18 protein-coding genes are annotated in these 20000 nt (G+C 67.8%); 9 read left to right on the top strand and 9 right to left on the bottom strand.

Features of this window, described 5'->3' with window-relative positions; translation table 11 throughout:
• Positions 1–40: 40 nt before the first annotated feature.
• The 5 genes from GD1_RS12395 to GD1_RS12375 form a co-directional block, all read right to left on the bottom strand.
• The gene (locus tag GD1_RS12395) at positions 41–1096 is read right to left on the bottom strand and encodes a zinc-dependent alcohol dehydrogenase family protein (RefSeq protein ID WP_059037244.1); all 1056 of its coding nucleotides are present in this window, start codon (positions 1094–1096) and stop codon (positions 41–43) included.
• A gap of 140 nt (positions 1097–1236) precedes the next feature.
• Positions 1237–1695: an SRPBCC family protein gene (locus GD1_RS12390; protein ID WP_020791710.1), complete on the bottom strand. Its 459-nt coding sequence runs from the start codon at positions 1693–1695 to the stop codon at positions 1237–1239.
• 161 nt (positions 1696–1856) lie between these two features.
• Entirely contained in the window at positions 1857–3689 is a 1833-nt protein-coding gene (locus tag GD1_RS12385; protein ID WP_020791711.1) for an acyl-CoA dehydrogenase, read from the bottom strand.
• Positions 3690–3979: 290 nt separating this feature from the next.
• Entirely contained in the window at positions 3980–4750 is a 771-nt protein-coding gene (locus GD1_RS12380) for a deoxyribonuclease IV (protein ID WP_020791713.1), read from the bottom strand.
• Positions 4751–4767: 17 nt separating this feature from the next.
• Positions 4768–4974: a hypothetical protein gene (locus GD1_RS12375; RefSeq protein ID WP_020791717.1), complete on the bottom strand. Its 207-nt coding sequence runs from the start codon at positions 4972–4974 to the stop codon at positions 4768–4770.
• A 208-nt stretch (positions 4975–5182) separates the two neighbouring features.
• Here GD1_RS12375 and GD1_RS12370 point away from each other — a divergent pair, with 208 nt between their 5' ends.
• The 3 genes from GD1_RS12370 (at position 5183) to GD1_RS12360 (ending at position 7606) form a co-directional block, all read left to right on the top strand.
• Positions 5183–6466, top strand: coding sequence for a phosphatase PAP2 family protein (locus GD1_RS12370; protein WP_083534134.1), 1284 nt, complete (start codon positions 5183–5185; stop codon positions 6464–6466).
• Between the two features lie 10 nt (positions 6467–6476).
• A complete protein-coding gene (locus tag GD1_RS12365) occupies positions 6477–6884 on the top strand; it encodes a DUF6153 family protein (RefSeq protein WP_059037243.1) in 408 nt (135 codons plus the stop codon).
• Between the two features lie 62 nt (positions 6885–6946).
• On the top strand, positions 6947–7606 hold the full coding sequence (locus GD1_RS12360; protein ID WP_238403552.1) for a DUF305 domain-containing protein: 660 nt from the start codon (positions 6947–6949) through the stop codon (positions 7604–7606).
• A 75-nt stretch (positions 7607–7681) separates the two neighbouring features.
• Here GD1_RS12360 and GD1_RS12355 read toward each other — a convergent pair whose 3' ends face one another.
• A complete protein-coding gene (locus GD1_RS12355; protein ID WP_059037242.1) occupies positions 7682–8758 on the bottom strand; it encodes a glycoside hydrolase family 183 protein in 1077 nt (358 codons plus the stop codon).
• A gap of 69 nt (positions 8759–8827) precedes the next feature.
• Positions 8828–9697: an acyl-CoA thioesterase domain-containing protein gene (locus GD1_RS12350; RefSeq protein ID WP_059037241.1), complete on the bottom strand. Its 870-nt coding sequence runs from the start codon at positions 9695–9697 to the stop codon at positions 8828–8830.
• 100 nt (positions 9698–9797) lie between these two features.
• Here GD1_RS12350 and GD1_RS12345 point away from each other — a divergent pair, with 100 nt between their 5' ends.
• Positions 9798–10370 carry an HdeD family acid-resistance protein gene (locus GD1_RS12345; RefSeq protein WP_059037267.1) on the top strand — a complete coding sequence of 191 codons (573 nt, stop codon included), beginning with the start codon at positions 9798–9800 and terminating at the stop codon, positions 10368–10370.
• Between the two features lie 49 nt (positions 10371–10419).
• The gene (locus GD1_RS24725; protein ID WP_157079463.1) at positions 10420–10974 is read left to right on the top strand and encodes a hypothetical protein; all 555 of its coding nucleotides are present in this window, start codon (positions 10420–10422) and stop codon (positions 10972–10974) included.
• A 33-nt stretch (positions 10975–11007) separates the two neighbouring features.
• On the opposite strand, the gene GD1_RS12335 is transcribed toward GD1_RS24725, so the two are convergent.
• Complete coding sequence (locus tag GD1_RS12335) at positions 11008–14925, bottom strand: Pls/PosA family non-ribosomal peptide synthetase (protein WP_174519045.1); 3918 nt, start codon at positions 14923–14925, stop codon at positions 11008–11010.
• A gap of 201 nt (positions 14926–15126) precedes the next feature.
• Between GD1_RS12335 and GD1_RS12330 the strand changes: the two genes are divergently transcribed.
• Genes GD1_RS12330 through GD1_RS12320 form a run of 3 tightly spaced genes read left to right on the top strand, consistent with a single transcriptional unit; the run spans position 15127 to position 16761 of the window.
• On the top strand, positions 15127–16101 hold the full coding sequence (locus GD1_RS12330) for an alpha/beta hydrolase (protein ID WP_053776354.1): 975 nt from the start codon (positions 15127–15129) through the stop codon (positions 16099–16101).
• Entirely contained in the window at positions 16073–16453 is a 381-nt protein-coding gene (locus GD1_RS12325; protein ID WP_053776355.1) for a YidH family protein, read from the top strand. The genes GD1_RS12330 and GD1_RS12325 overlap by 29 nt, the downstream gene beginning before the upstream one ends.
• Before the next feature lie 56 nt (positions 16454–16509).
• The gene (locus GD1_RS12320) at positions 16510–16761 is read left to right on the top strand and encodes a hypothetical protein (RefSeq protein WP_059037239.1); all 252 of its coding nucleotides are present in this window, start codon (positions 16510–16512) and stop codon (positions 16759–16761) included.
• Positions 16762–16817: 56 nt separating this feature from the next.
• Here the strand turns inward: GD1_RS12320 and GD1_RS12315 are convergent, their stop codons facing one another.
• Positions 16818–18725 (bottom strand): ABC transporter ATP-binding protein, encoded by a 1908-nt coding sequence (locus GD1_RS12315; RefSeq protein ID WP_059037238.1) that lies wholly within the window; start codon positions 18723–18725, stop codon positions 16818–16820.
• A 169-nt stretch (positions 18726–18894) separates the two neighbouring features.
• On the opposite strand from GD1_RS12315, the gene fgd reads away from it, so the two are divergent.
• Positions 18895–19917, top strand: a complete 1023-nt coding sequence (gene fgd / locus GD1_RS12310) for a glucose-6-phosphate dehydrogenase (coenzyme-F420) (RefSeq protein WP_059037237.1) — start codon at positions 18895–18897, stop codon at positions 19915–19917.
• Positions 19918–20000: the final 83 nt, after the last annotated feature.

The following is a 20000-nucleotide window of genomic DNA, read 5'->3' as shown; positions in this document are numbered from 1 at the left end:
CGACCGTTTTCGGGTACTCCGGGTGTTGTCGGCCCGGTGATCAGGAGTTCAGGATCACCTTGAGCGCCTTGGTCTCTGCGGCCCGGCCGAACACATCGTAGGCGTCGATGATGTCGCCGAGGGCGAAGCGATGACTGATGAACGGGTCCGGGTCGATCCGCCGCTGCGCGACCAGCTTGAGCAGGGTGTCGAGGGTGTTGGTGTTGACCAGTCCCATCGTCATCACGATGTTGGAGATCCACAGATCCTGTAGTGGTAGATCGACCGACGAGCCGTGCACCCCGACATTCGCGACATGTCCTGCGGGGCGGACGATGTCGAGACACATCTGGAAGGTCGCGGGGATGCCCACCGCCTCGATGGCGACGTCCACGCCGAGGCCGTCGGTCATCGCCAGCACCTGGTCGCGCCAGTCCTTCGCCGACGACACCACGCCGTCGGTGGCGCCGAAGAGGCGTGCCTGCTCGACGCGGTTGGCGTCGAGGTCGATGGCGACGACACGACTGGGGCCGTACAGGCCGGCGGTTGCGATGGCCGCCAATCCCACTGGGCCCGTTCCGATCACGGCCACCACATCACCGGGTTTCACCGCACCGTGGCGTACCCCGATCTCATGGCCGGTGGGCAGGATGTCCGACAGCAGGGTGCCCTGTTCCGGACTCACCGTCGCCGGGAGTTTGTACACCGAGGTCTCCGCATAGGGCACACGGACGTACTCGGCCTGCGTGCCGTCGATGAGATGGCCGAAGATCCAGCCGATCCCCGAACTGCCCTCGCTGCCCAGACAATGGGAGAACACACCCTGTTTGCAGTAGGCACATTTGCCGCACGCCGAGATACACGACAGGATCACCTGATCGCCGACGGCGAGAGTGGTGACGGCATCACCGATCTCGGTGATGGTGCCGACACCCTCGTGGCCGAGGATGCGCCCCGGTGTGACGGCCGGGACATCGCCCTTGAGGATGTGCAGGTCGGTGCCACAGATCGTCGTGGTGTCCATCTTGACGATGATGTCGGTCGGTTCGGTGAGCTTGGGATCGGGGACGTCCTCCCAGGCCTTCTGTCCGGGGCCATGGAATACAAGAGCTTTCATCGCTACACCTACGTCTTCGTCATCGTGTGGGTCGAGAGGGTGGTGGATGGCCGATCCGTTCCCACGCTACGTCGCCGGCGCGGTCGCCTGGAAGGGGTGGGACACTGCCGGGCCGTCTCAACATGAGACATCGGCGGTGATCAGCGGGGCATGCTCGCATCACGCGCACCGATCTCGGTGAGCCGCCGGATCAATCCGCGCCGCCCGGATCGCATCATGTGGGCGTGATTGGCGCGAAGAAAAGGACGAAGCGGCCAGAGTGGCGCCACGGCAACATGTTTGGTGAAGTCCACCTGCTGCAGGAAGTGCACGACGGTGCGCTCGGGATCCGCATCGGGGCGGACGGTCCACTGGCTCCAGCCGACCAGGTCACCGTCGAGCCGGGCACGCAGCACCCCGGCAGCCGGGTCGACGAGGTCCTGGCGCAACCGGACGGAGAGGGAGACCGGCAACAGCGAGCGGAACCGGGCGCGGCCGGAGTCGGCGTCGATGCGCTGGGCGTCGTGGACCTGCGGCCACCAGGACTCGTAGCCGTCGGCGTCGGCGAGGACCGCGAACACGTCGTCGTGGCGGAAGGGGATCCGCCATCGACTGCTCATCTGGAAGCTCCGTGAGCCCACGGACCCCAGTATGCGCCGTCCGGCGCCTCGGGTGTGCGCAAGTGGCGCCGAGCGGCCCGGCCGGTCTGCAGACAGACCACCGGCCGGGACCCGTGGGGCCCCGGCCGGTGGCGGTGCTGGAGGTGGAGCTGATCGTCAGATCAGAACGCGGCCTCGTCGAGTTCCATCAGATCGTTGTCGACGTTCTCGACGGTGGTGCGCACCGAGGTGAGCAGCGGCAGCATGTTCTTGGCGAAGAAGCTTGCGACGGCCACCTTGCCCTCGTAGAACGACTGGTCGTCGCCGGCGCCCTCGTCGAGTTTGGCGATGGCGATCTCGGCCTGACGCAGCAGCAGCCAGCCGATGAGCAGGTCGCCCACCGACATCAGGAACCGCACCGAGCCGGTGCCGACCTTGTAGAGCTCCTTCGGGTTCTCCTGCGCACCCATCAGGAAGCCGGTGAGGGCGGCGGCCATGGCCTGGACGTCCTGCAGCGCGGTCTGCAGCAGGGCGCGCTCGGTCTTGAGGCGACCGTTGCCCGCCTCGGAGTCGATGAACGACTGGATCTGGCCGGCGACGTGTGCGAGGGCCTGGCCCTTGTCGCGGATGATCTTGCGGAAGAAGAAGTCCTGCGCCTGGATGGCAGTGGTGCCCTCGTACAGCGAGTCGATCTTCGAGTCACGGATGTACTGCTCGATCGGGTAGTCCTGCAGGAAGCCCGACCCGCCGAGGGTCTGCAGCGACTCGTGACCGAGGTTGGCGTACGCCCGCTCGGAACCGACACCCTTGACGATCGGGAGCAGCAGGTCGTTGACCCGGTGTGCCAGCGCCGGATCGGCGCCCGACACGATCTGGGCGGCGATCGGATCCTGGTGCGAGGCGGTGTAGAGGTACACCGCACGCAGACCCTCGGCATAGGCCTTCTGGGTGAGCAGCGAACGACGCACGTCCGGGTGATGGGTGATGGTCACGCGCGGTGCGGCCTTGTCGGTCATCTGGGTCATGTCCGCACCCTGCACACGCTCCTTGGCGTACTCGAGGGCGTTCAGGTAACCGGTTGACAGGGTGGAGATGGCCTTGGTGCCCACCATCATCCGGGCGTGCTCGATGACGTCGAACATCTGCGCGATGCCCTTGTGGACCTCGCCGACGAGCCAGCCCTTGGCCGGGATGCCGTGCTGGCCGAAGGTGACCTCACAGGTGGCGGAGGCCTTGATGCCCATCTTGTGCTCGACGTTGGTGACGAAGGCGCCGTTGCGCTCGCCCAGCTCACCGGTCTCGGGATCGAAGTGGAACTTGGGGACGAAGAACAGCGAGAGTCCCTTGGTGCCGGGGCCTGCGCCCTCGGGGCGGGCCAGCACCAGGTGGAAGATGTTCTCGGTCATGTCCTGGTCGGCGGAGGTGATGAAGCGCTTCACGCCGTCGATGTGCCAGGAGCCGTCCTCCTGCAGGGTGGCCTTGGTGCGGCCGGCGCCGACGTCGGAACCGGCGTCGGGCTCGGTGAGCACCATGGTGGCGCCCCAGCCGCGCTCCGAACAGAGGGCCGCCCACTTCTTCTGCTCGTCGGTGCCGTTGTCGTAGAAGATGTTCGCGAAGCCGGAGCCTGCGGCATACATGAACACCGGCGGGTTGGCACCGAGGATCATCTCACCGATGGCCCAGTACAGCGACCGCGGTGCGGGCAGGCCGCCGAGCTCCTCGGCGACACCGATCTTGTCCCAGCCGCCCTCGACGAGCGCGTTGTAGGACTTCTTGAAGCCCTCCGGGATGGTGACGCTGTGCTCGTCCGGGTCGAAGGTCGGGGGATTGCGGTCCGCGTCGGCGAAGGAATCGGCGATGACGCCCTCGGCGAGGTTCTTGACCTCACGGAGCATGTCGACGGCGGTCTCGTGATCGAGATCGCCGAACTCGCCCGACTCGAGAACCTTGTCCAGTTCGAAGACCTCGAAGAGGTTGAACTGGAGGTCGCGCATATTGCTCTTGTAGTGGCCCATCTGGAGTTCCTATCTGACTGCGGGCTGGTCCCTGCGGTTGGCGTCGCCGGAAAACGTCGGTGGCGAATGGCGTGCGCCCGAGGCGGCCGGTGGTGGCAACGTTCGGTACGCGTAAGTTACTCGCCGGTAACCTCCAGAATACCGTGCCTGCGCGTAACGGACAACCCGCGGAGGGATGTGAGATCGGGCAACCTCCCCCGGAACGGATTCGGCCCACACAGACGGGAGAACGGGCGCACCCCGCGGCACGGGGTGCGCCCGTTCTCGGACGTCGGGAGTGGGTCGATACCTCAGAGCGCCGAGCGCAGGTACTCCAGATCGGCCGGGATTCCCTCGGCCGGGGTCTCCAGGATCACCGGGGCGTCGGCGGCCTTGGCCACCGCGGCCAGCACCTCGGGGTCGATGTGTCCGGACGCGAGGTTCGCGTGGCGATCGCGACCCGAGTCGAACTCGTCGCGCGAGTTGTTCAGGTGCACCAGATCGATCCGTCCGGTGATCTCCTTGACCCGCTCGACCAGGCCGACCAGGTCCTCGCCGCCGGCCCAGGCATGGCAGGTGTCGAGGCAGAACCCGGCCTGCTCGAAGTCGCCGACGGCCTCCCACAGCCGGTCGATCGACTCGAGGGTGCGGGCCATCGCGTGATCGCCGCCCGCGGTGTTCTCGATCAGGATCGGCACACCGAATCCGCCCTTGTCGGCCTGACGATCGAAGAGCTTGCGCCAGTTGGCGAATCCTTCCGCGGAATCCTCGCCGTCGCGCAGATGGCCACCGTGGACGACGAGGCCGAAGGCGCCGAGTTCGGCGGCCGCGTCGGCCTGCTCCACGACCGCCTTGCGGGAGGGCATGCGCAACCGGTTGTTCAGGCTCGCGACGTTGATCTGATAGCTCGAATGCACCACCACGTCGACCGGCGACTCGCGGATCGCCGCCGCATGCGGATTGGGTTTGGGCTTGGTCCACTTCTGCGGATCGGTGACGAACATCTGGAAGACGTCGATACCGAGTTCGTCGGCGGAGGCGAGGGGATCGGCGTCCTCGCGCAGGTGTGCTCCGATGCGCATGCCTCACACCTTAGAGGTCAGTCGTTGGGCTCGGTTTCGATGGTGATCGGCACCCCGGAGGCGATCAGCAGGCGGCACGGCGCCTCGGTGCCGTGATAGAGGTTCAGCCACTGGTGCCCGGCGCCTTTCGCATAGACGGCGTCGAGCGCGCGATCGAGACGTGCCTCGGCCTCCTTGCTGATGATGTAGCGCTGATCGCCGTAGCGCAGGAATCTGTTGGGCATCGTGACCTCCGGGCGCCGTACTCCGGCCCATACGGCCGGTTTCTCGGTACCTCCACAGTGTGACCGAGAGCACTACCGAGTTGGGGGAGTTCGGGATGATCTGACACACGCGAGGCATCCCGAACGGAACACCAACGAGTGATGTTCATTAGGCTGACTTCTGGTTGCGGCTTGACGGCAGGACGCAAGCCACGGTGAGGGGTGAGCGTTGAGCGTTGACGAGACGACGTCCGGCCGCTCCTCCGAGGCGGATCCGCCTGGCCTGGAGCCCATCCTCGACGACGTCGCGGCGGCCGCCGAGATGGAGGCCGAACCGGAGAAACGTCGCGATCTCACCATGGTCCGCCGGGTGGCGGTCCTCGCGTGGGTCGTCTTCATGGGCCTGGAGTTCTGGCAGCACGGACTCGCCTTCGACCGCACCCGCCTGATCCTGCTGCTGTGTCTGGGCCTGATCGCCGCGAGCATCGGCCGCCGCAAGGTGATCACGGTCTTCCTCGACTGGGCGCCGTTCGCGCTGATCCTCATCCTCTACGACTGGACCCGCAACGTCGCCCAGATCATCCAGGTCCCGGTGGCGTGGCATCTCGCCCCCGATGCCGACCAGGCGATGTTCGGGGTGGTCCCCACGACCTGGCTGCAGGAACACCTCAAGCAGGCGCAGGCCCCGTGGTGGGAGGTCATCACCAGCCTGGTCTACATGTCCTACTTCGTCGTCCCGTATGCGGTCGCCGCGGTGCTGTGGCTGCGCGATCGTGGTGCCTGGCGCCGGTTCGCCGCCTGCTTCGTGGCCACCACGTTCCTCGGCCTGGTCGGCTACACCCTGGTGCCGGCCGCCCCGCCCTGGGCGGCGGCGCGCTGCACGGCGGCCGAGGTGGCCGACGGTCCGCGCGAGGCGATCTGCATGACCACCCCGGAGGCCTCCAGCCCCGGCGGCATCCTCGGTCCGATCGACCCGGTGCATCCCGACGCCGCACCCTATGTGGAGCGGATCTCCGCCCGCGGCTGGGAGTACCTGCACATCCACGTCGCGTCCAACCTGATCGAGATCGGGCAGGGCAAGTCCAATCTCGTCGCCGCGATCCCGTCCCTGCACGCCGGACTGACCATGCTGCTGGCCCTGTTCATGTGGCCACGCGTCAAAGCGCTGGGCAAGACACTGTTCATGGGGTACGCGGTCGCGATGGCCTTCACCCTCGTCTACACCGCCGAGCACTATGTCTTCGACATCATCCTCGGCTGGGGACTGGCCGCGGCGGTGATCGTCGTCTATCAGATCATCGACCGCAAGATCATCCAGCCGCGCAACCGGCGTCGGGAGGAGCAACAGCTCGCCGAGGCCGGCACCGGCACCGAGATCGACGGCGGCACCGAGACCGACGGTGGTGCCCAGACCGGCAGCGGCACCGAGACCGACGGTGGTGCCCAGACCGACAGCGGCACGGAGACCGGCAGCGGCACCGGCGCCGCGATCGCGCCGCCGGCGGGTCGCTAACCTGGTCGGCATGCAGCTGCGCCGAGCCCACCACCTGCCGTGGTGGGCTCGCGTCGTCGGAGCCCTGCTGCTGGTGGCCGGGGTGGCGCTGATGCACACGGTGGTCGCCGGACCGGCGACCACGATGCCCGCGCACGCGATGCACGATGGGCAGACCGTGCCCCCGGCGATGGCATCGCAGACCCAGGATCCCGATACCCAGATGGGTGACGGGGACCATTGCGACCTCGGCCACCACTGCACCTTCGTGCGGGGCGACGACGTGCCGCTGCCGCCGGTGATCCTGGTGGTCCTGATCTGGATCCTGGTGGCGCCGTTGGTGCTCCGGGATCTGTGGCCGGCCGTCGTACAGCGGCTGGGCCGACCGCCACCGTGGGCGGTGCCCACCCATCTGGAACTCGCGGTGATTCGCTGCTGACCGACCGGTTCGTACCGAACCCTCGATCCGCACAACCGAATCCACCTCACATACAGGAGTTCATGATGAACCGTCTCGCCACCCGTGCCCTCGTTGCCGCCGCCGGTGCCGTCGCCGCCGCCGCACTCGTCGCCGGATGTTCCTCCGACGACACCGCCGCCTCCGGTGACGGACACACCGATCACACGCACACGACGACGGTCCCGATGTCGTCGACGGCAGCGTCGGCCGGCTCGACCGCGACCCAGGGGGCGCACAACGAGGCCGACGTGATGTTCAACCAGATGATGATCCCGCATCACGAGCAGGCCGTGGAGATGGCCGATCTGGTGCCGTCGCGGACCCAGAACGCGCAATTGCGTGCGCTCGCAACGCAGATCCGTGACGCCCAGCAGCCGGAGATCGATCAGATGACCGCGCGGTTGAAGTCGTGGGGGGTCGACGTCGACTCCGGTGACGACCACTCCGGTCACGGCGACATGGGCCACTCGATGGACGGCATGATGACACCGGCGCAGATGACCGCCCTCGAGCAGGCGAGCGGCGCCGAGTTCGACAAGCTGTGGCTCACCGGGATGATCGCCCACCACGAGGGCGCGGTCAGCATGGCCGAGCCCGAGCTCGCCGACGGCGTCAACCCCGAATCCCGGGCCATGGCAACGCAGATCAAGACCAGCCAGCAGGCCGAGATCGATCAGATGAAGACGATGCTCGGGCAGTGACCGGCCGGTGACTCGCGTGCCGCCGGAGGTTTCTGGGTTGCCCGGAGGCCTCCGGCGGTCGCGTTCCGGCGGTGATCAGCTGCGTTGCAGGGGTAGCCGCATCAGGTACACCTGATAGCCGTAGGAGATCGAATACGTGAAGTACAGCATCGGTCCCGACGTCGACCACGGATGGATGTACGGCGCGTAGCCGGAGTACGGGTCGTTCTTCGACACCACCAGCTGGCCCCGGCTCCAGGGTCCGGCCGGGTTGTCGGCGGTCCGGAGCTTCACGCCCTCTCCGGTGGTCGACAGCGAGATGAACTTGCCCAGATAGGAATTCCACGCCACCGACAGTTCTCCGGTCGGGGCGGGCATCACCGGGGTGGCGGCCCCGGGATCGTTGCGGACCCACCGGCCGTACGAGAAGTACTCGTAGGCACCGAGATTCTCGATCGCGTGCTCGGGGACGCGGGCGAGATACACCGCGCCGTATCGGCCGTCGGGGGTGCCGTAGGTGTAGACGGTGTCGCCGACCTTCAGCAACGCCGACATCTGGAACTTCTTGTTGCCACCGCCGTTGGGCCGGAATGCGTTGACCGAGTGCCAGTTCGCACCGTTGTCGGTGGAGGCCACCAGCCCCGACCAGTTGGTGATCCAACTGCTCGGATTGCCCCAGTGCTTGACCGACATGACGCTCATGTACTGCTTGCCGTTGGCAGCGATCCCCGCGGTCGGGATGATCGTCACCTCACGTCGCAGATTCGGCTTGAGCAGGCGTTTGGCATGCCCCGGCGGACCGGCGTGGCCGGTGAAGGTCATGCCGTCGGCAAGGTTGCGATCGGTGCTGCGCAACAGCACATTCGAGCGCCAGTAGAACAGCTGCCCGTACAGCAACGACCAGCCGTTGAACGACTGCGTGTCGCCGAAGGCGGTGAGGATCTCGCCACGGCCGTTGTCCCACATGACGCCGAGATCGGTGCCGATGATGTCGTGCCGGCCGACGGTGTCGTTGATCGCGCCCGGACCGGTGAGGCGGGCCACGATCGACCCCATCCCGGATGCGGCCGGGGCCGCGGCCACCGGTGCCTGCACCACCACTCCGGCGGTCAGCGCAGCAGTGGTGGCGGCGACGGCGAGGGCGGTGCGGAATCGTGCGAACGATCGGCGCATGCGGTGGACCCTAGCAAACCCCGGCACCCGCCGTGTGGCCGAGAACACATATCCGCGATGTGGCGGTCGTCACGCCTCGCGGTAGCGTGCGCCGGAATCGACGGTGGTGAAGTCGATCTGGGCGGCGGCGTTGTTGACCGCGGTCACCATCCCGGTGCCGAACATGCCGTCGGCGTCGTACAACCCGGCGGTCGACACCGAGATCCCGTCGTGTTCGGTGTGCGAATCGGCCTCGATGCCGATCCGGGTTCCACGCGGCAGGCGTGAAAGTGCCATGGTCAGATCGCAATTGATGAAGCCGATGCCGGTGGAACCCCAATTGCAGACCAGGCTGGTCGATTCCGCGCTGATCGCGGCCTGCACGAACGGCGTCAGCGGCTCCCCGGCCACGGCGGGTGCGGCCGCGGCCCACAGCCGCTTGCGGGTGGCGGTCTGGTGGCTGCCGATCTCCCGCGTCCACTCACCCGCCGGGACGCCACCGAACGGGGCGTCGGCGGGATCGGTCGCGAAGAAGGGCATCAGATCGTCGGTCGTCTCCGCCGGCGGGACGAAGCTGACGGCGGAGTCCGGCCGGGTCCACCGCTGCCCCGGAGGATTCTGCGATTCGCGCAGGTACACGGTGGTGGCCCGGGCTGCCAGTACCTCCTCGCCGTCGGCCGGATGCTGGAACACGTCCACCTCGGCGACGCGGATACGTCCACCCGAGCGGACCAGCCGGGACCGCATCGACGTGGGCAGGTCGCGGGCCGCCTTGAACATGTCGACGGTGAATCGTGCGGGGCGGAAGCCGGTCTCGGCGAACTCGTCCTCGGTGTGGTGGGCCGCGATGGCGCACACGGCCGGTCCGTTGAGCGTGCCGGGCGCCCACAGGCTGCGGGAGAAGTGCGTCGGCATCACGCGTCCGTCGGATTCCGGACGGAAGAAGGCGAGCTCGGTCATCGTTCCTGTCTACCGGCCGGGGTCGACGTGTTCTCATCCGGGAGGGGTGAAACCGCATGACGCCTGCGCCGAACGGCGATCGGCGGGATACGCTTCGACCATGACTTTCGCCGTGTACAACAAGCAGTTCCCCGATGAGCTCATCGGCGCGGTGCGCACCGCACTCATCGCCTCCGCGATCGCCGGAATCGTCCTGGGCCTGATCGCGGTCATCTGGCCCGGCATCACCGTCATGATCCTGGGCGTCCTGTTCGGTATCGCCCTGATCGTCGGCGGCATCTTCCGTGTCTCCCAGGCGTTCGCGGCGTCGTATCTGTCCGGCGGTATCCGCACCCTGCTCGGTCTGCTCGGTGTCCTGACCATCATCGTCGGCGTGTTCGCCCTGTTCAGCCCGGCCAGTGACGCGGTGTGGCTGCTCGCCCTGTTCATCGGTATCGGCTGGATCTTCCAGGGCGTCAACGACCTGTTCGCCGCGGCCAGCAAGTCGGCCCACGTGCCCACCTGGTATCTGGTCTTCTCCGGCATCATCTCGGTACTCGCCGGCATCGTGATGATCATCGCCGGACAGTTCGCACTCACCGTCTTCGTGTGGGTCGGCGGCATCATGCTGATCGTGCTGAGCATCGCCACCCTGTTCACCCTGCCGAAGAAGGTCGACACCCCCGCCGTCTGAGCTGTTCCGTCCGGGGTCACATCCGGGATCTGCGAACTCACGCCTCCTGGTGTCGGGACCGTCCCGACACCAGGAGGCGATCATCATTCCCGGCGCCGACAAGGCCACCACGCCCGTCTCGGTCGACGCCGCCGATCATCGAGCGGCGTTACGCCGAACTCGACCACCTCACCGTGGCGTTCGAGACCTTTCCGGTCGACGTCGACGCCGCACCCTGGTTCGCCTGCCTGCGCGGGCGGCCGCGGCGACCGAGGTGTTCATCGCCGATGCCTTCGCGATCTCGCGAGCGATGACCGCCTGTCCGGCGGTGATCGCCGGCGCCCTGGCCACCTACCGTCGGATCGGGGCGCACCGGTGGTATCGGCGACGGTCGGATCGGCCTGAAACCGGCTTCACCACAACCACTTTCGTGCTGCGTCCGGTGGGCGACCAGGTGTGGGAGGTGGGCGCCCGATGCGGTGTCGACGGTGCGCGCGCTCGCCCACATCACCGAGGTCCAGCCGGAACTCGGCAGACACCTGCCGCGGTACACACCGGCACGACGTGCGAGTACACGCCGCTCGGCGACCCGGTCCGCTGGATCACCGACGACGCGCGGCGGTGACCGCCCCGGTCGGCGTCACCTGCGCGCGTCGCGTCAGCGCTTCGTCCAGGGGGCGATCGGGTTGCCCTGCCACCGGGTGTGCGCAGGCACCACGTCACCGCGCATCACCAGCGAGGCCGGCCCGACGGTCGCCGACTCGCCCAGACCCGACGCCGGCAAGGCCACACAGTGCGGACCGAGGGTGGCACCGGCGCCGAGGGTCACCCGATCGATGGCCATCACGCGATCGTGGAACAGGTGGGTCTGGACCACGCAGCCACGCTGTACGTTGGCGCCGTCGCCGAGGGTCACCAGGTCGGCCTCGGGCAGCCAGTAGGTCTCACACCAGACACCGCGGCCGATCGTCGCGCCCAACATGCGCAACCACAGGTTGAGGATCGGGGTACCGGTGGCCGCGTTGGCGAACCAGGGGGCGGCGACGGTCTCCACGAACGCATCCGACAGCTCGTTGCGCCACACGAACGAACTCCACAGCGGATGCTCGGAGACCCGGATCGGGCCGACGACCAGCCATTTCGCGGCGGCCGCGATACAGCAGGCGGCAGCACCGGCGACCAGCAGCAGCAGGCCACTGACCAGCCCGGCGACGACGAAGTCCGACTGCGAGGCGATGTACTGCAGGCCCAGCAGCATGAAGATACCCAGCCCGAACGACACCATCACCGGGATCAGGCGCAGCGTCTCGATGACCGCGCGCGCCACCTTCAGCCCGGTGGGCGGGTCGAAGGTGCGGGAGGTGTCGGTCTCGGCGGCGGTGCGGCGCAGGCGGACAGGCGGGCTGCCCAGCCAGCTCGATCCCGACTTCGCCCGGTTCGGGGCCGCCGACAGCACTGCCACCAGACCGTTCTTCGGGACCTTGCGTCCCGGGCCGGTGATACCGGAGTTGCCCAGGAACGAGCGCTTGCCGATCTTGGCGTCGTCGATGTGCAGCCAGCCGCCACCGAGTTCGTAGGAGGCCACCATGGTGTCGTCGGCGAGGAACGACCCGTCGTCGATGGTGGTGAACTTCGGCAGGATCAGTGCGGTGGAGATCTCGGTGCCCTTGCCGACCTTGGCGCCCAGGATGCGGAACCAGACCGGCGTCAGCAGGCTGGCATACAGCGGGAACAGGTAGGTGCGGGCGGAGTCGAGGAGGCGTTCGGTCAGCCACACCTGCCATCCGACGCGCGAGCGCACCGGGTGATAGCCCTTGGTCAGACCCAACGACAGCAGCCGCACCAGCACCGCGGTGATCAGCGCGAACACGAACAGGCTGGCGATGGCGGCCGGGGGGATCAGGGCCAGCGCACGCAGACCGACATCGCGCAGGCGGTCGGCGCGCAACGCCCACGACCCGATCACCACCAGGCCCACGGCCAGCGAGATCAGCGGGATGGCGGCCAGCAGCAGCGACGACAGTCCGTAGATGGGCACCCACATGCTGTGCCGGGCCGGACGGTGCTGGGGCCAGGGATGTTCGGCTTTGCCGACCTTGACCGCCGGCGACCCCGCCCAGTGCTGTTCCTTCTTGACGTGTCCGAAGACCGCCGATCCGGGGGAGACCTCGGCGTCGCGGCCGATCACCGCGCCCGGCGCGAGGGTCGAGCGGGCACCCACCGACGCGCCACGTTTGATCACGACCTCGCCGATGTGGACGACGTCGCCGTCGATCCACCAGCCCGACAGGTCCACCTCGGGTTCCACCGAGGCGCCCTCGCCGACGGTCAGCATGCCGGTGACCGGCGGGATGGTGTGCAGGTCCACACCCTTGCCGATCGAGGCGCCCAGCGCGCGGGCCAGGTAGATCATCCAGGGTGCGCCGGAGATGTTGGCCGCACCGGAGGCGTCGAGCAGACGCTCGGCAACCCACAGCCGCAGATGCACCGATCCGCCGCGCGGGTGGTCACCGGGTGTCACGCCACGCAACAGCAGGCGGGCGCCGACCGCGGCGATCGCCATCCGGCCGGGCGGGGTGATGAACACCAGGAATGCGACCAGCACGATCCACCAGTCGACCTCGATCAGCCACGGCACCGACACGTCGAGGCGGTCGGCGATCCAGGCGCCGACGTTGTTGGCCACGCCGAGCCAGGTGGCCCACTGCAGGCCGGTGAGCGTGGTCAGCGGCACCGACAGCAGGATCTGGATCAGCCCGGTCCGGGCCGGGGTGGGGGTGACGATGCGTTCCTCGACGACCGTCGTCGGGGCCACCGCGTCGAGCATCTCGGCGAGCGATCCCAGGCGCGGATGGTCGTAGAGGTCGGCGACGGTGATCTGCGGATACCGCTCGCGCAGGGCGGTGACCAGCTGTGCGGCGGCCAGCGAGCCGCCGCCCTCGGTGAAGAAGTCGGCCTCGTCGCTGGTGACGGTGACGCCCAGGACGTCGGTCCAGCGCTCCGCCAGCCACTGCTCGGTACCGGTCAGGTCGTCGGCGGCCTCGACGGTGGCCGCCGAGCCGGGCAGCGGCCACGGCAGCGCATTGCGGTCGACCTTGCCGGAGGTGCGGGTGGGCAGCTCATCGACCAGCGCCAACCGCGGCACCATCGGTGCGGGCAGCTGCTGGGTCAGGCTGCGGTGGGCGGCGTCGACGTCGAAGGCGGGGTCGGCCGACACCAGATAGCCGACCAGCAGACTGTTGCCTGCGGCCGATTTGCGGACCGCGGCGGCCGCCCCGGACACCCCGGGCAGGTTCTGCAGGGCGTTGTCGATCTCGCCGAGCTCGATCCGCCGGCCACCGACCTTCACCTGGTCGTCGGCGCGACCCTGGAAGACCAGACCCTCGGCCTCCAGCCGCACCAGGTCGCCGCTGCGGTAGGCGCGCTCCCAGCCCAGGGTGGGCATCGGGGCGTACTTCTCGGCGTCCTTGGCCGGATCCAGGTAGTGCGCCAGGCCGACGCCGCCGATGATCAGTTCACCGATCTCGCCCTCGGCGACCGGCCGGCCCTCCCCGTCGACGACGGCCAGGTCCCAGCCGACGAGCGGCAGACCGATCCGTACCGGTCCGGGACCACCCAGCGGGGCGGCACAGGCGACGACGGTGGCCTCGGTGGGGCCATAGGTGTTCCACACCTCACGGTCCTCGACGGCCAGACGGTCGGCGAGTTCCGGCGGGCAGGCCTCGCCGCCGAAGATGAGCAGCCGGACCGCCTCCAGGGCCTCCGACGGCCACAGCGACGCCAGCGTCGGGACGGTCGACACCACCGAGATGTCCCGCTGCACCAGCCATGGCCCCAGGTCCATACCGCTGCGCACCAGCGAGCGCGGGGCGGGGACCAGGCACGCGCCGTTGCGCCAGGCCAGCCACATCTCCTCACAGGAGGCGTCGAAGGCCACCGACAGCCCGGCCAGCACCCGGTCGCCGGGGCCGATCGGATCGTCCTGCAGGAACAGCAGGGCCTCGGCGTCGACGAATGCGGCGGCGTTGCGGTGGGTCACCGCCACACCCTTGGGGGTGCCGGTGGACCCGGAGGTGAAGATGATCCACGCGTCCTCGGCGATGGTCGGACGCGTGGCCGCCTCATCCGACGAGGCCTGGGATACCTCGAGATCGGTGGGTTTCGGCCCGGTCGGATGGATGCCGTCGGCGTCGATCAGGGCATCGATGTCGGCCTCGCCGAAGACCAGCTCGGCGCGTTCGTCGGGGTCGTCGGCGTCCACCGGGACGTAGGCGGCGCCGGCGTAGATCGTCGACAGGATCGCGGTGTAGAGATGCCGCGTCCCCGACGGCATGCGGATGCCGACGCGGCTGCCGCGGCGGACCCCGATGTCGTTGAGGCGGTCGGCGCCGCGGCGGATCACCGCGAGCAGCTGCGCATAGCTCAGGACCACCTCGCCGTCGTCGACGGCCGGGGCATCGGGATGTCGGGCGGCAGTGTCATCGAGAACGTCACACAACGTGCGTGGCGCACTGGCGTGCGCCGACAGCAAGAACTGTGCTGGGATTTCCACACTCACCACCGTTTTCTCGAACATAGGAACGTGAAATATATCCCGCCGTACTCGACTGTCGGCCATGGCACGGGTGAACGTCAGGTGTCGTACTCGTCTAGTTTTCGCCGTCCGGTGAGATCCTGCGCGGCGATCTCGGTATCGACCGTCGGGGCCGCGGGTCCGGTGTAGGTTCACTTACACCGGAAGCTCGTGTGAGGTGACGAGATCAGGGAGGGGGCGATCATGCCCGTCGTTCACCACCGCAAGCCCAGCCTCGGTTCGTACCCGATCTGGGTCGGGAGCCGGCTGTTCCTCAAGCCGTTGCTGTCGTTGTGGCCGCTCAACCGGTCCGGGATGGCCGGACTGTTCCTGATCGACCGGATGTTCGCGGTCGGTCCCAAACCGCGCCGGGTGGTGCGCGAGCAGATCGAGCTCGGCGACCGTCCGGCCGAGTTGATCCTGCCCACCGGGCCGTCGCGTCGCGATCCCGACACCGCGATCCTCTACCTGCACGGCGGAGCCTTCGTCGTGGGTGGGGTCGGTACGCACAGGTCGATCGCCGCCCGGATGTCGCAGAAGTGCGAGGTCCCGGTGTTCTCGCTGGTCTACCGGCAGCTCCCGGCCGCCGGTGTGGGCACCTCGGTGGCCGATGCGCTGTCGGCGTACCGGGAACTGATCACCGAGCGCGGATACCGTCGCGTGGTGGTCGCCGGGGATTCGGCCGGCGGGTTCCTCGCCGCGAAGGTGATCGAGGGTGCCGTCGCGCAGGGGCTGCCCGCGCCGGTCGCCTTCGTCGGGTTCTCGCCGCTGCTCGATCTCGACCTGGGATCGCATCCGGACCGATGCAGCCGCTCCGACGCCTACCTGCCCAAGGCCAAGATGGCCGAGCTCGCACCGGCCTTCGACCGTGGCCCGCTGCAGCTGGCCGGGGTACGCCGGATCGGTGACCTCGAGCCCGCGATCTTCCCGCCAACCATCCTGATCACCGCCGAGAACGAGATGCTCGAACCGGACGTGATCGCGCTGGTCGAGGAACTCGACGAGGCGGGGGTCGAGGCCGTCGCCCACAGTTATTCTTGGCAGGTCCACGCGTTCCCCGTCTTCGGGTCACATCATCGCGAGACGATGGAGGCGATCGAGGCGTCGGCGGCCTTCGCCGGTCGCGCGATACGAGAGGCCAAGGACGCCGATGAGCGAAAGAGCCAGTGGGCCGGCTGACCCCGAGCACGTCCCGACGGTGACCGGCGCCCCGGATGCCCGCTTCACACTCGCCAACGAGCGGACCTTCCTGGCCTGGATTCGTACCGCTCTGGGTTTCATCGCCGGTGGCGTCGCGGTGGTCTACATCGCCCCCGACATCACCAGTTCCCTGCTGGAGAGCACCCTCGGCCTGATCATGGTGGCGGTGGGGTGTGCGGTGGCCGTTCTGGGTGTGGTGCGGTGGCGCCGGACCGACCGGGTGCTGCGCGAGGGCGGTCCGATGCCGGGGCCGTCGCCGGTGCTGTTCGTGGTCGCTGCCATAGTGATGGTGTCGATCGCGTTGGCGATCTCGATCGTTGTCCAGAACTGAGGCGGTGGCGAAGTGCTTGCGGCGAGTGGTCCGGGGGCCCGGCGAAAGGTGATCCGATGACCAGCCATGATTTCCAGCGCACCGCCCAGGGGTTCTCCCGGATGATGGTGACCGTCGGCGCGATCATCCTGATGGTCTGCGTCGGATTCCTCACCTATACGTGGTGGCGCGACGGCCGGTGGCTGTGGGTTGCGCTCGGTATCGCGCTCATCGTGGTCAACATCGCGATGCTGGTGATGACCTACCGCAAGGCCAAGCTCACGCCGCCCCGTCCGCTCGACGACGACGAGGACGACGACGACCGGTAGGTCGCCGTCCGGTCGGTGATCGGGCAGGTGGGCGGGTGGCCGTCGTCGGCGGCGTCTCACGCGGTCAGTGCCTCCGGATCGTCGTCGGCCCCGAACTGGGTGCGGTAGAGCTGGGCATACCGTCCACCATGGGCGAGCAGGGTGGCGTGGTCACCGCGTTCGACGACGCGACCGGCCTCGATCACGGCGATCTCGTCGGCCGCCCGGATCGTCGACAGACGGTGTGCGATCACGATCGACGTCCGCCCCGCCAATGCCTCGGCCAGGGCCTCCTGCACGGCGGCCTCCGACGTCGAGTCCAGATGTGCGGTGGCCTCGTCCAGGATCACCACCGCCGGGCGGGCCAGCAGCAGGCGGGCGATCGTCATGCGCTGGCGTTCACCGCCGGACAGGCGGTAACCGCGCTCGCCGACGACGGTGTCGAGCCCGTCCGGCAGGGATTCGACCAGGTCCGCCAGACGCGCTCGGCGCAACGCATCCCAGACCTGCTCGTCGGTGGCATCCGGCGCGGCCAGGGCCAGATTGGCGCGCACGGTGTCGTGGAAGAGGTGCCCGTCCTGGGTGACCAGACCGACGGTGCGGTGCACCGATGCCGACGTGAGGTCGCGGACGTCGATCCCGTTGAGCCGCACCGCACCGGAGTCGACGTCGTAGAGGCGGGTGGCGAGCGAGGCGATCGTCGACTTGCCTGCACCGGAACTGCCGACCAGGGCCACCATGTGTCCGGCGGGGACATCGAGGTCGATGTGGTGCAGCACCTGTTGGCCGCCCCGGCTGTCCAGCTGTGCCACCTCCTCCAGTGACGCCAGAGAGACCTTGTCGGCCGACGGGTAGGCGAAGTCGACGTCGTCGAAGCGCACCGACACCCCGGCCTCGGGATTCGGGACGTCGACGGCGTCGGGTGCGTCGGCGATCAGGGGCTCGAGGTCGAGCACCTCGAAGACCCGCTCGAACGACACCAGCGCGCTCATGATCTCGACGCGGGCGTTGGCCAGCGCGGTCAGCGGCGCATACATCCGGGTCAGCAACAGGGCCAACGAGACGACAGCGCCGGCGGACAGATGCTGGTGCACGGCCAGCCAGCCGCCGAGGCCGTAGACCAGTGCCAGCGCGAGCGCCGACACCAGGGTCAGCGCGGTCATGAAGACCGTCTCGAGCATCGCCCGGCGGACGCCGATGTCGCGCACCCGGTCCGCACGCGAGGTGAACTCGGCCGACTCGACCTCGGGGCGGCCGAACAGTTTCACCAGGGTGGCGCCGGGTGCGGAGAACCGTTCGGTCATCTGCGTCGACATCCGCGCATTGTGTTCGGCGGCCTCCCGGGACAGCGCGGCCATCCGATGACCCAGCCGCCGCGCGGGCAGCACGAACACCGGAAGCAGGACCAGGGCGAGGATGGTGATCTGCCAGCTGATCGCGATCATCACGCCGAGGGTCAGGGCCAGGGTCACCGCATTCGACACCACTCCCGACAACGTGTCGCTGAACGCGCGCTGTGCGCCGATCACGTCGTTGTTGAGCCGGCTCACCAGTGCGCCGGTGCGGGTGCGGGTGAAGAACGCGACCGGCATCCGCTGCACATGGTCGAACACCGCGCGCCGCAGATCGAGGATCAGGCCCTCGCCGATGTTCGCCGACAACCATCGGGTCACGATGGACGCCGCGGCCTCGGCGACGGCGATCACCGCGATCAGCGCGGCGAACCCGGCGATCGCGCCGGCCGCCGCGGAATCCTGCTCGGTGATCAGGTTGACCACATGCCCGGCCAGCAGAGGGGTGACCACCGTGAGAACCGCGGTGGTCACCGACAAGGCGAGGAAGACGACGATCCGTCGCACGTGCGGGCGGGCGAATCCGGCGATCCTGCGCAGGGTGACGCGCCGGTCCTGCTGTCCGTGCGCGGTGCCATCCGGGGAGGTCATCGACTTGTACATGACGTCCCAGGCCACCGATTCCATGCTCATGCGACCAGCGTAGGACTTCAAGTGAACTTGAGGTCTAGTCGAGATTCGGGGTGGCGTCCGCCATATCCCGGGCCTGACGTGTGCGGCACCGGTGAGTAGGTTGGTTTCCAGATGCAATGAGCAGGAATGTGAACGGTGACGGCCGGTGGCCCGGCAGTGAGGTGGCGAGATGTCCCAGCAGTTGAAGCTCGGTTTCAAGGCGTCGGCGGAGCAGTTCGATCCGCGTGAGTTGGTGGAGATCGCGGTGGCGGCCGAGGAACGTGGCATGGATTCGGTGGCGGTGAGTGATCATTTCCAGCCGTGGCGGCACAACGGTGGGCATGCGCCGTTCTCGTTGGCGTGGATGGCTGCGGTGGGTGAGCGGACGTCGCGGGTGCAGATGGGGACGTCGGTGATGACTCCGACGTTTCGGTACAACCCGGCGGTGATTGCGCAGGCGTTCGCGACGATGGGGTGTTTGTATCCGGGGCGGGTGATGTTGGGTGTGGGTACCGGTGAGGCGCTCAACGAGTATGCGACGGGTTTTCAGGGGGAGTGGCCGGAGTTCAAGGAGCGGTTTGCGCGGTTGCGTGAGTCGATTGCGTTGATGCGTGAGTTGTGGACGGGTGCGGAGGTGAACTTCGACGGTGAGTATTACCGCACGCAGGGTGCGTATATGTATGACGTTCCGGAGCAGGCGATTCCGGTGTATGTGGCTGCGGGTGGTCCGGTGGTGGCGCGGTATGCCGGTCGTGCGGGGGATGGGTTCATCTGTACGTCGGGTAAGGGTGCGGAGTTGTATCAGGAGAAGTTGATTCCGGCGGTGAAGGAGGGTGCGGAGAAGGTTGGTCGTGATTTCGGTGCGATCGATCGGATGATCGAGATCAAGATCTCGTATGATCCGGATCCGCAGTTGGCGTTGGAGAATACGCGGTTTTGGGCGCCGTTGTCGTTGACGCCGGAGCAGAAGCATTCGGTGAACAGTTCGGTGGAGATGGAGCGGTTGGCTGATGAGTTGCCGATCGAGCAGGTGGCGAAGCGGTGGATTGTGGCTTCGGATCCGGATGAGGCGGTGGAGAAGGTGAAGTTTTATACGGATGCGGGTTTGAATCATCTGGTGTTTCATGCGCCGGGGCATGATCAGCGTCGGTTCTTGGAGAATTTCGAGTCGGATCTGGCGCCGCGCCTGCGCAAGCTGACTCCGGCTTCGTGAGTTCCCGGCCCAATCATCAACCATGAGTTGATGATTGGGCCGATGAGGAGCGTAGCGACGAGGCGTGTCGAGCTCGGTCCCGG

Origin of the sequence: Gordonia desulfuricans NBRC 100010 (genome assembly GCF_001485495.1) — a bacterium.
GTDB lineage: Bacteria > Actinomycetota > Actinomycetes > Mycobacteriales > Mycobacteriaceae > Gordonia > Gordonia desulfuricans.
The sequence above is the reverse complement of the archived record's forward strand: the minus strand, read 5'-3'. Positions and strand labels throughout refer to the sequence as shown.

Excerpts from the sequence above, each read along its gene's own strand:
- GD1_RS12395 (WP_059037244.1), bottom strand. The coding sequence starts at position 1,096 with ATGAAAGCTCTTGTATTCCATGGCCCCGGACAGAAGGCCTGGGAGGAC.
- GD1_RS12390 (WP_020791710.1), bottom strand. The coding sequence starts at position 1,695 with ATGAGCAGTCGATGGCGGATCCCCTTCCGCCACGACGACGTGTTCGCG.
- GD1_RS12385 (WP_020791711.1), bottom strand. The coding sequence starts at position 3,689 with ATGGGCCACTACAAGAGCAATATGCGCGACCTCCAGTTCAACCTCTTC.
- GD1_RS12380 (WP_020791713.1), bottom strand. The coding sequence starts at position 4,750 with ATGCGCATCGGAGCACACCTGCGCGAGGACGCCGATCCCCTCGCCTCC.
- GD1_RS12375 (WP_020791717.1), bottom strand. The coding sequence starts at position 4,974 with ATGCCCAACAGATTCCTGCGCTACGGCGATCAGCGCTACATCATCAGC.
- GD1_RS12365 (WP_059037243.1), top strand. The coding sequence starts at position 6,477 with ATGCAGCTGCGCCGAGCCCACCACCTGCCGTGGTGGGCTCGCGTCGTC.
- GD1_RS12360 (WP_238403552.1), top strand. The coding sequence starts at position 6,947 with ATGATGAACCGTCTCGCCACCCGTGCCCTCGTTGCCGCCGCCGGTGCC.
- GD1_RS12355 (WP_059037242.1), bottom strand. The coding sequence starts at position 8,758 with ATGCGCCGATCGTTCGCACGATTCCGCACCGCCCTCGCCGTCGCCGCC.
- GD1_RS12350 (WP_059037241.1), bottom strand. The coding sequence starts at position 9,697 with ATGACCGAGCTCGCCTTCTTCCGTCCGGAATCCGACGGACGCGTGATG.
- GD1_RS12345 (WP_059037267.1), top strand. The coding sequence starts at position 9,798 with ATGACTTTCGCCGTGTACAACAAGCAGTTCCCCGATGAGCTCATCGGC.
- GD1_RS12335 (WP_174519045.1), bottom strand. The coding sequence starts at position 14,925 with ATGTTCGAGAAAACGGTGGTGAGTGTGGAAATCCCAGCACAGTTCTTG.
- GD1_RS12330 (WP_053776354.1), top strand. The coding sequence starts at position 15,127 with ATGCCCGTCGTTCACCACCGCAAGCCCAGCCTCGGTTCGTACCCGATC.
- GD1_RS12325 (WP_053776355.1), top strand. The coding sequence starts at position 16,073 with ATGAGCGAAAGAGCCAGTGGGCCGGCTGACCCCGAGCACGTCCCGACG.
- GD1_RS12320 (WP_059037239.1), top strand. The coding sequence starts at position 16,510 with ATGACCAGCCATGATTTCCAGCGCACCGCCCAGGGGTTCTCCCGGATG.
- GD1_RS12315 (WP_059037238.1), bottom strand. The coding sequence starts at position 18,725 with ATGAGCATGGAATCGGTGGCCTGGGACGTCATGTACAAGTCGATGACC.
- fgd (WP_059037237.1), top strand. The coding sequence starts at position 18,895 with ATGTCCCAGCAGTTGAAGCTCGGTTTCAAGGCGTCGGCGGAGCAGTTC.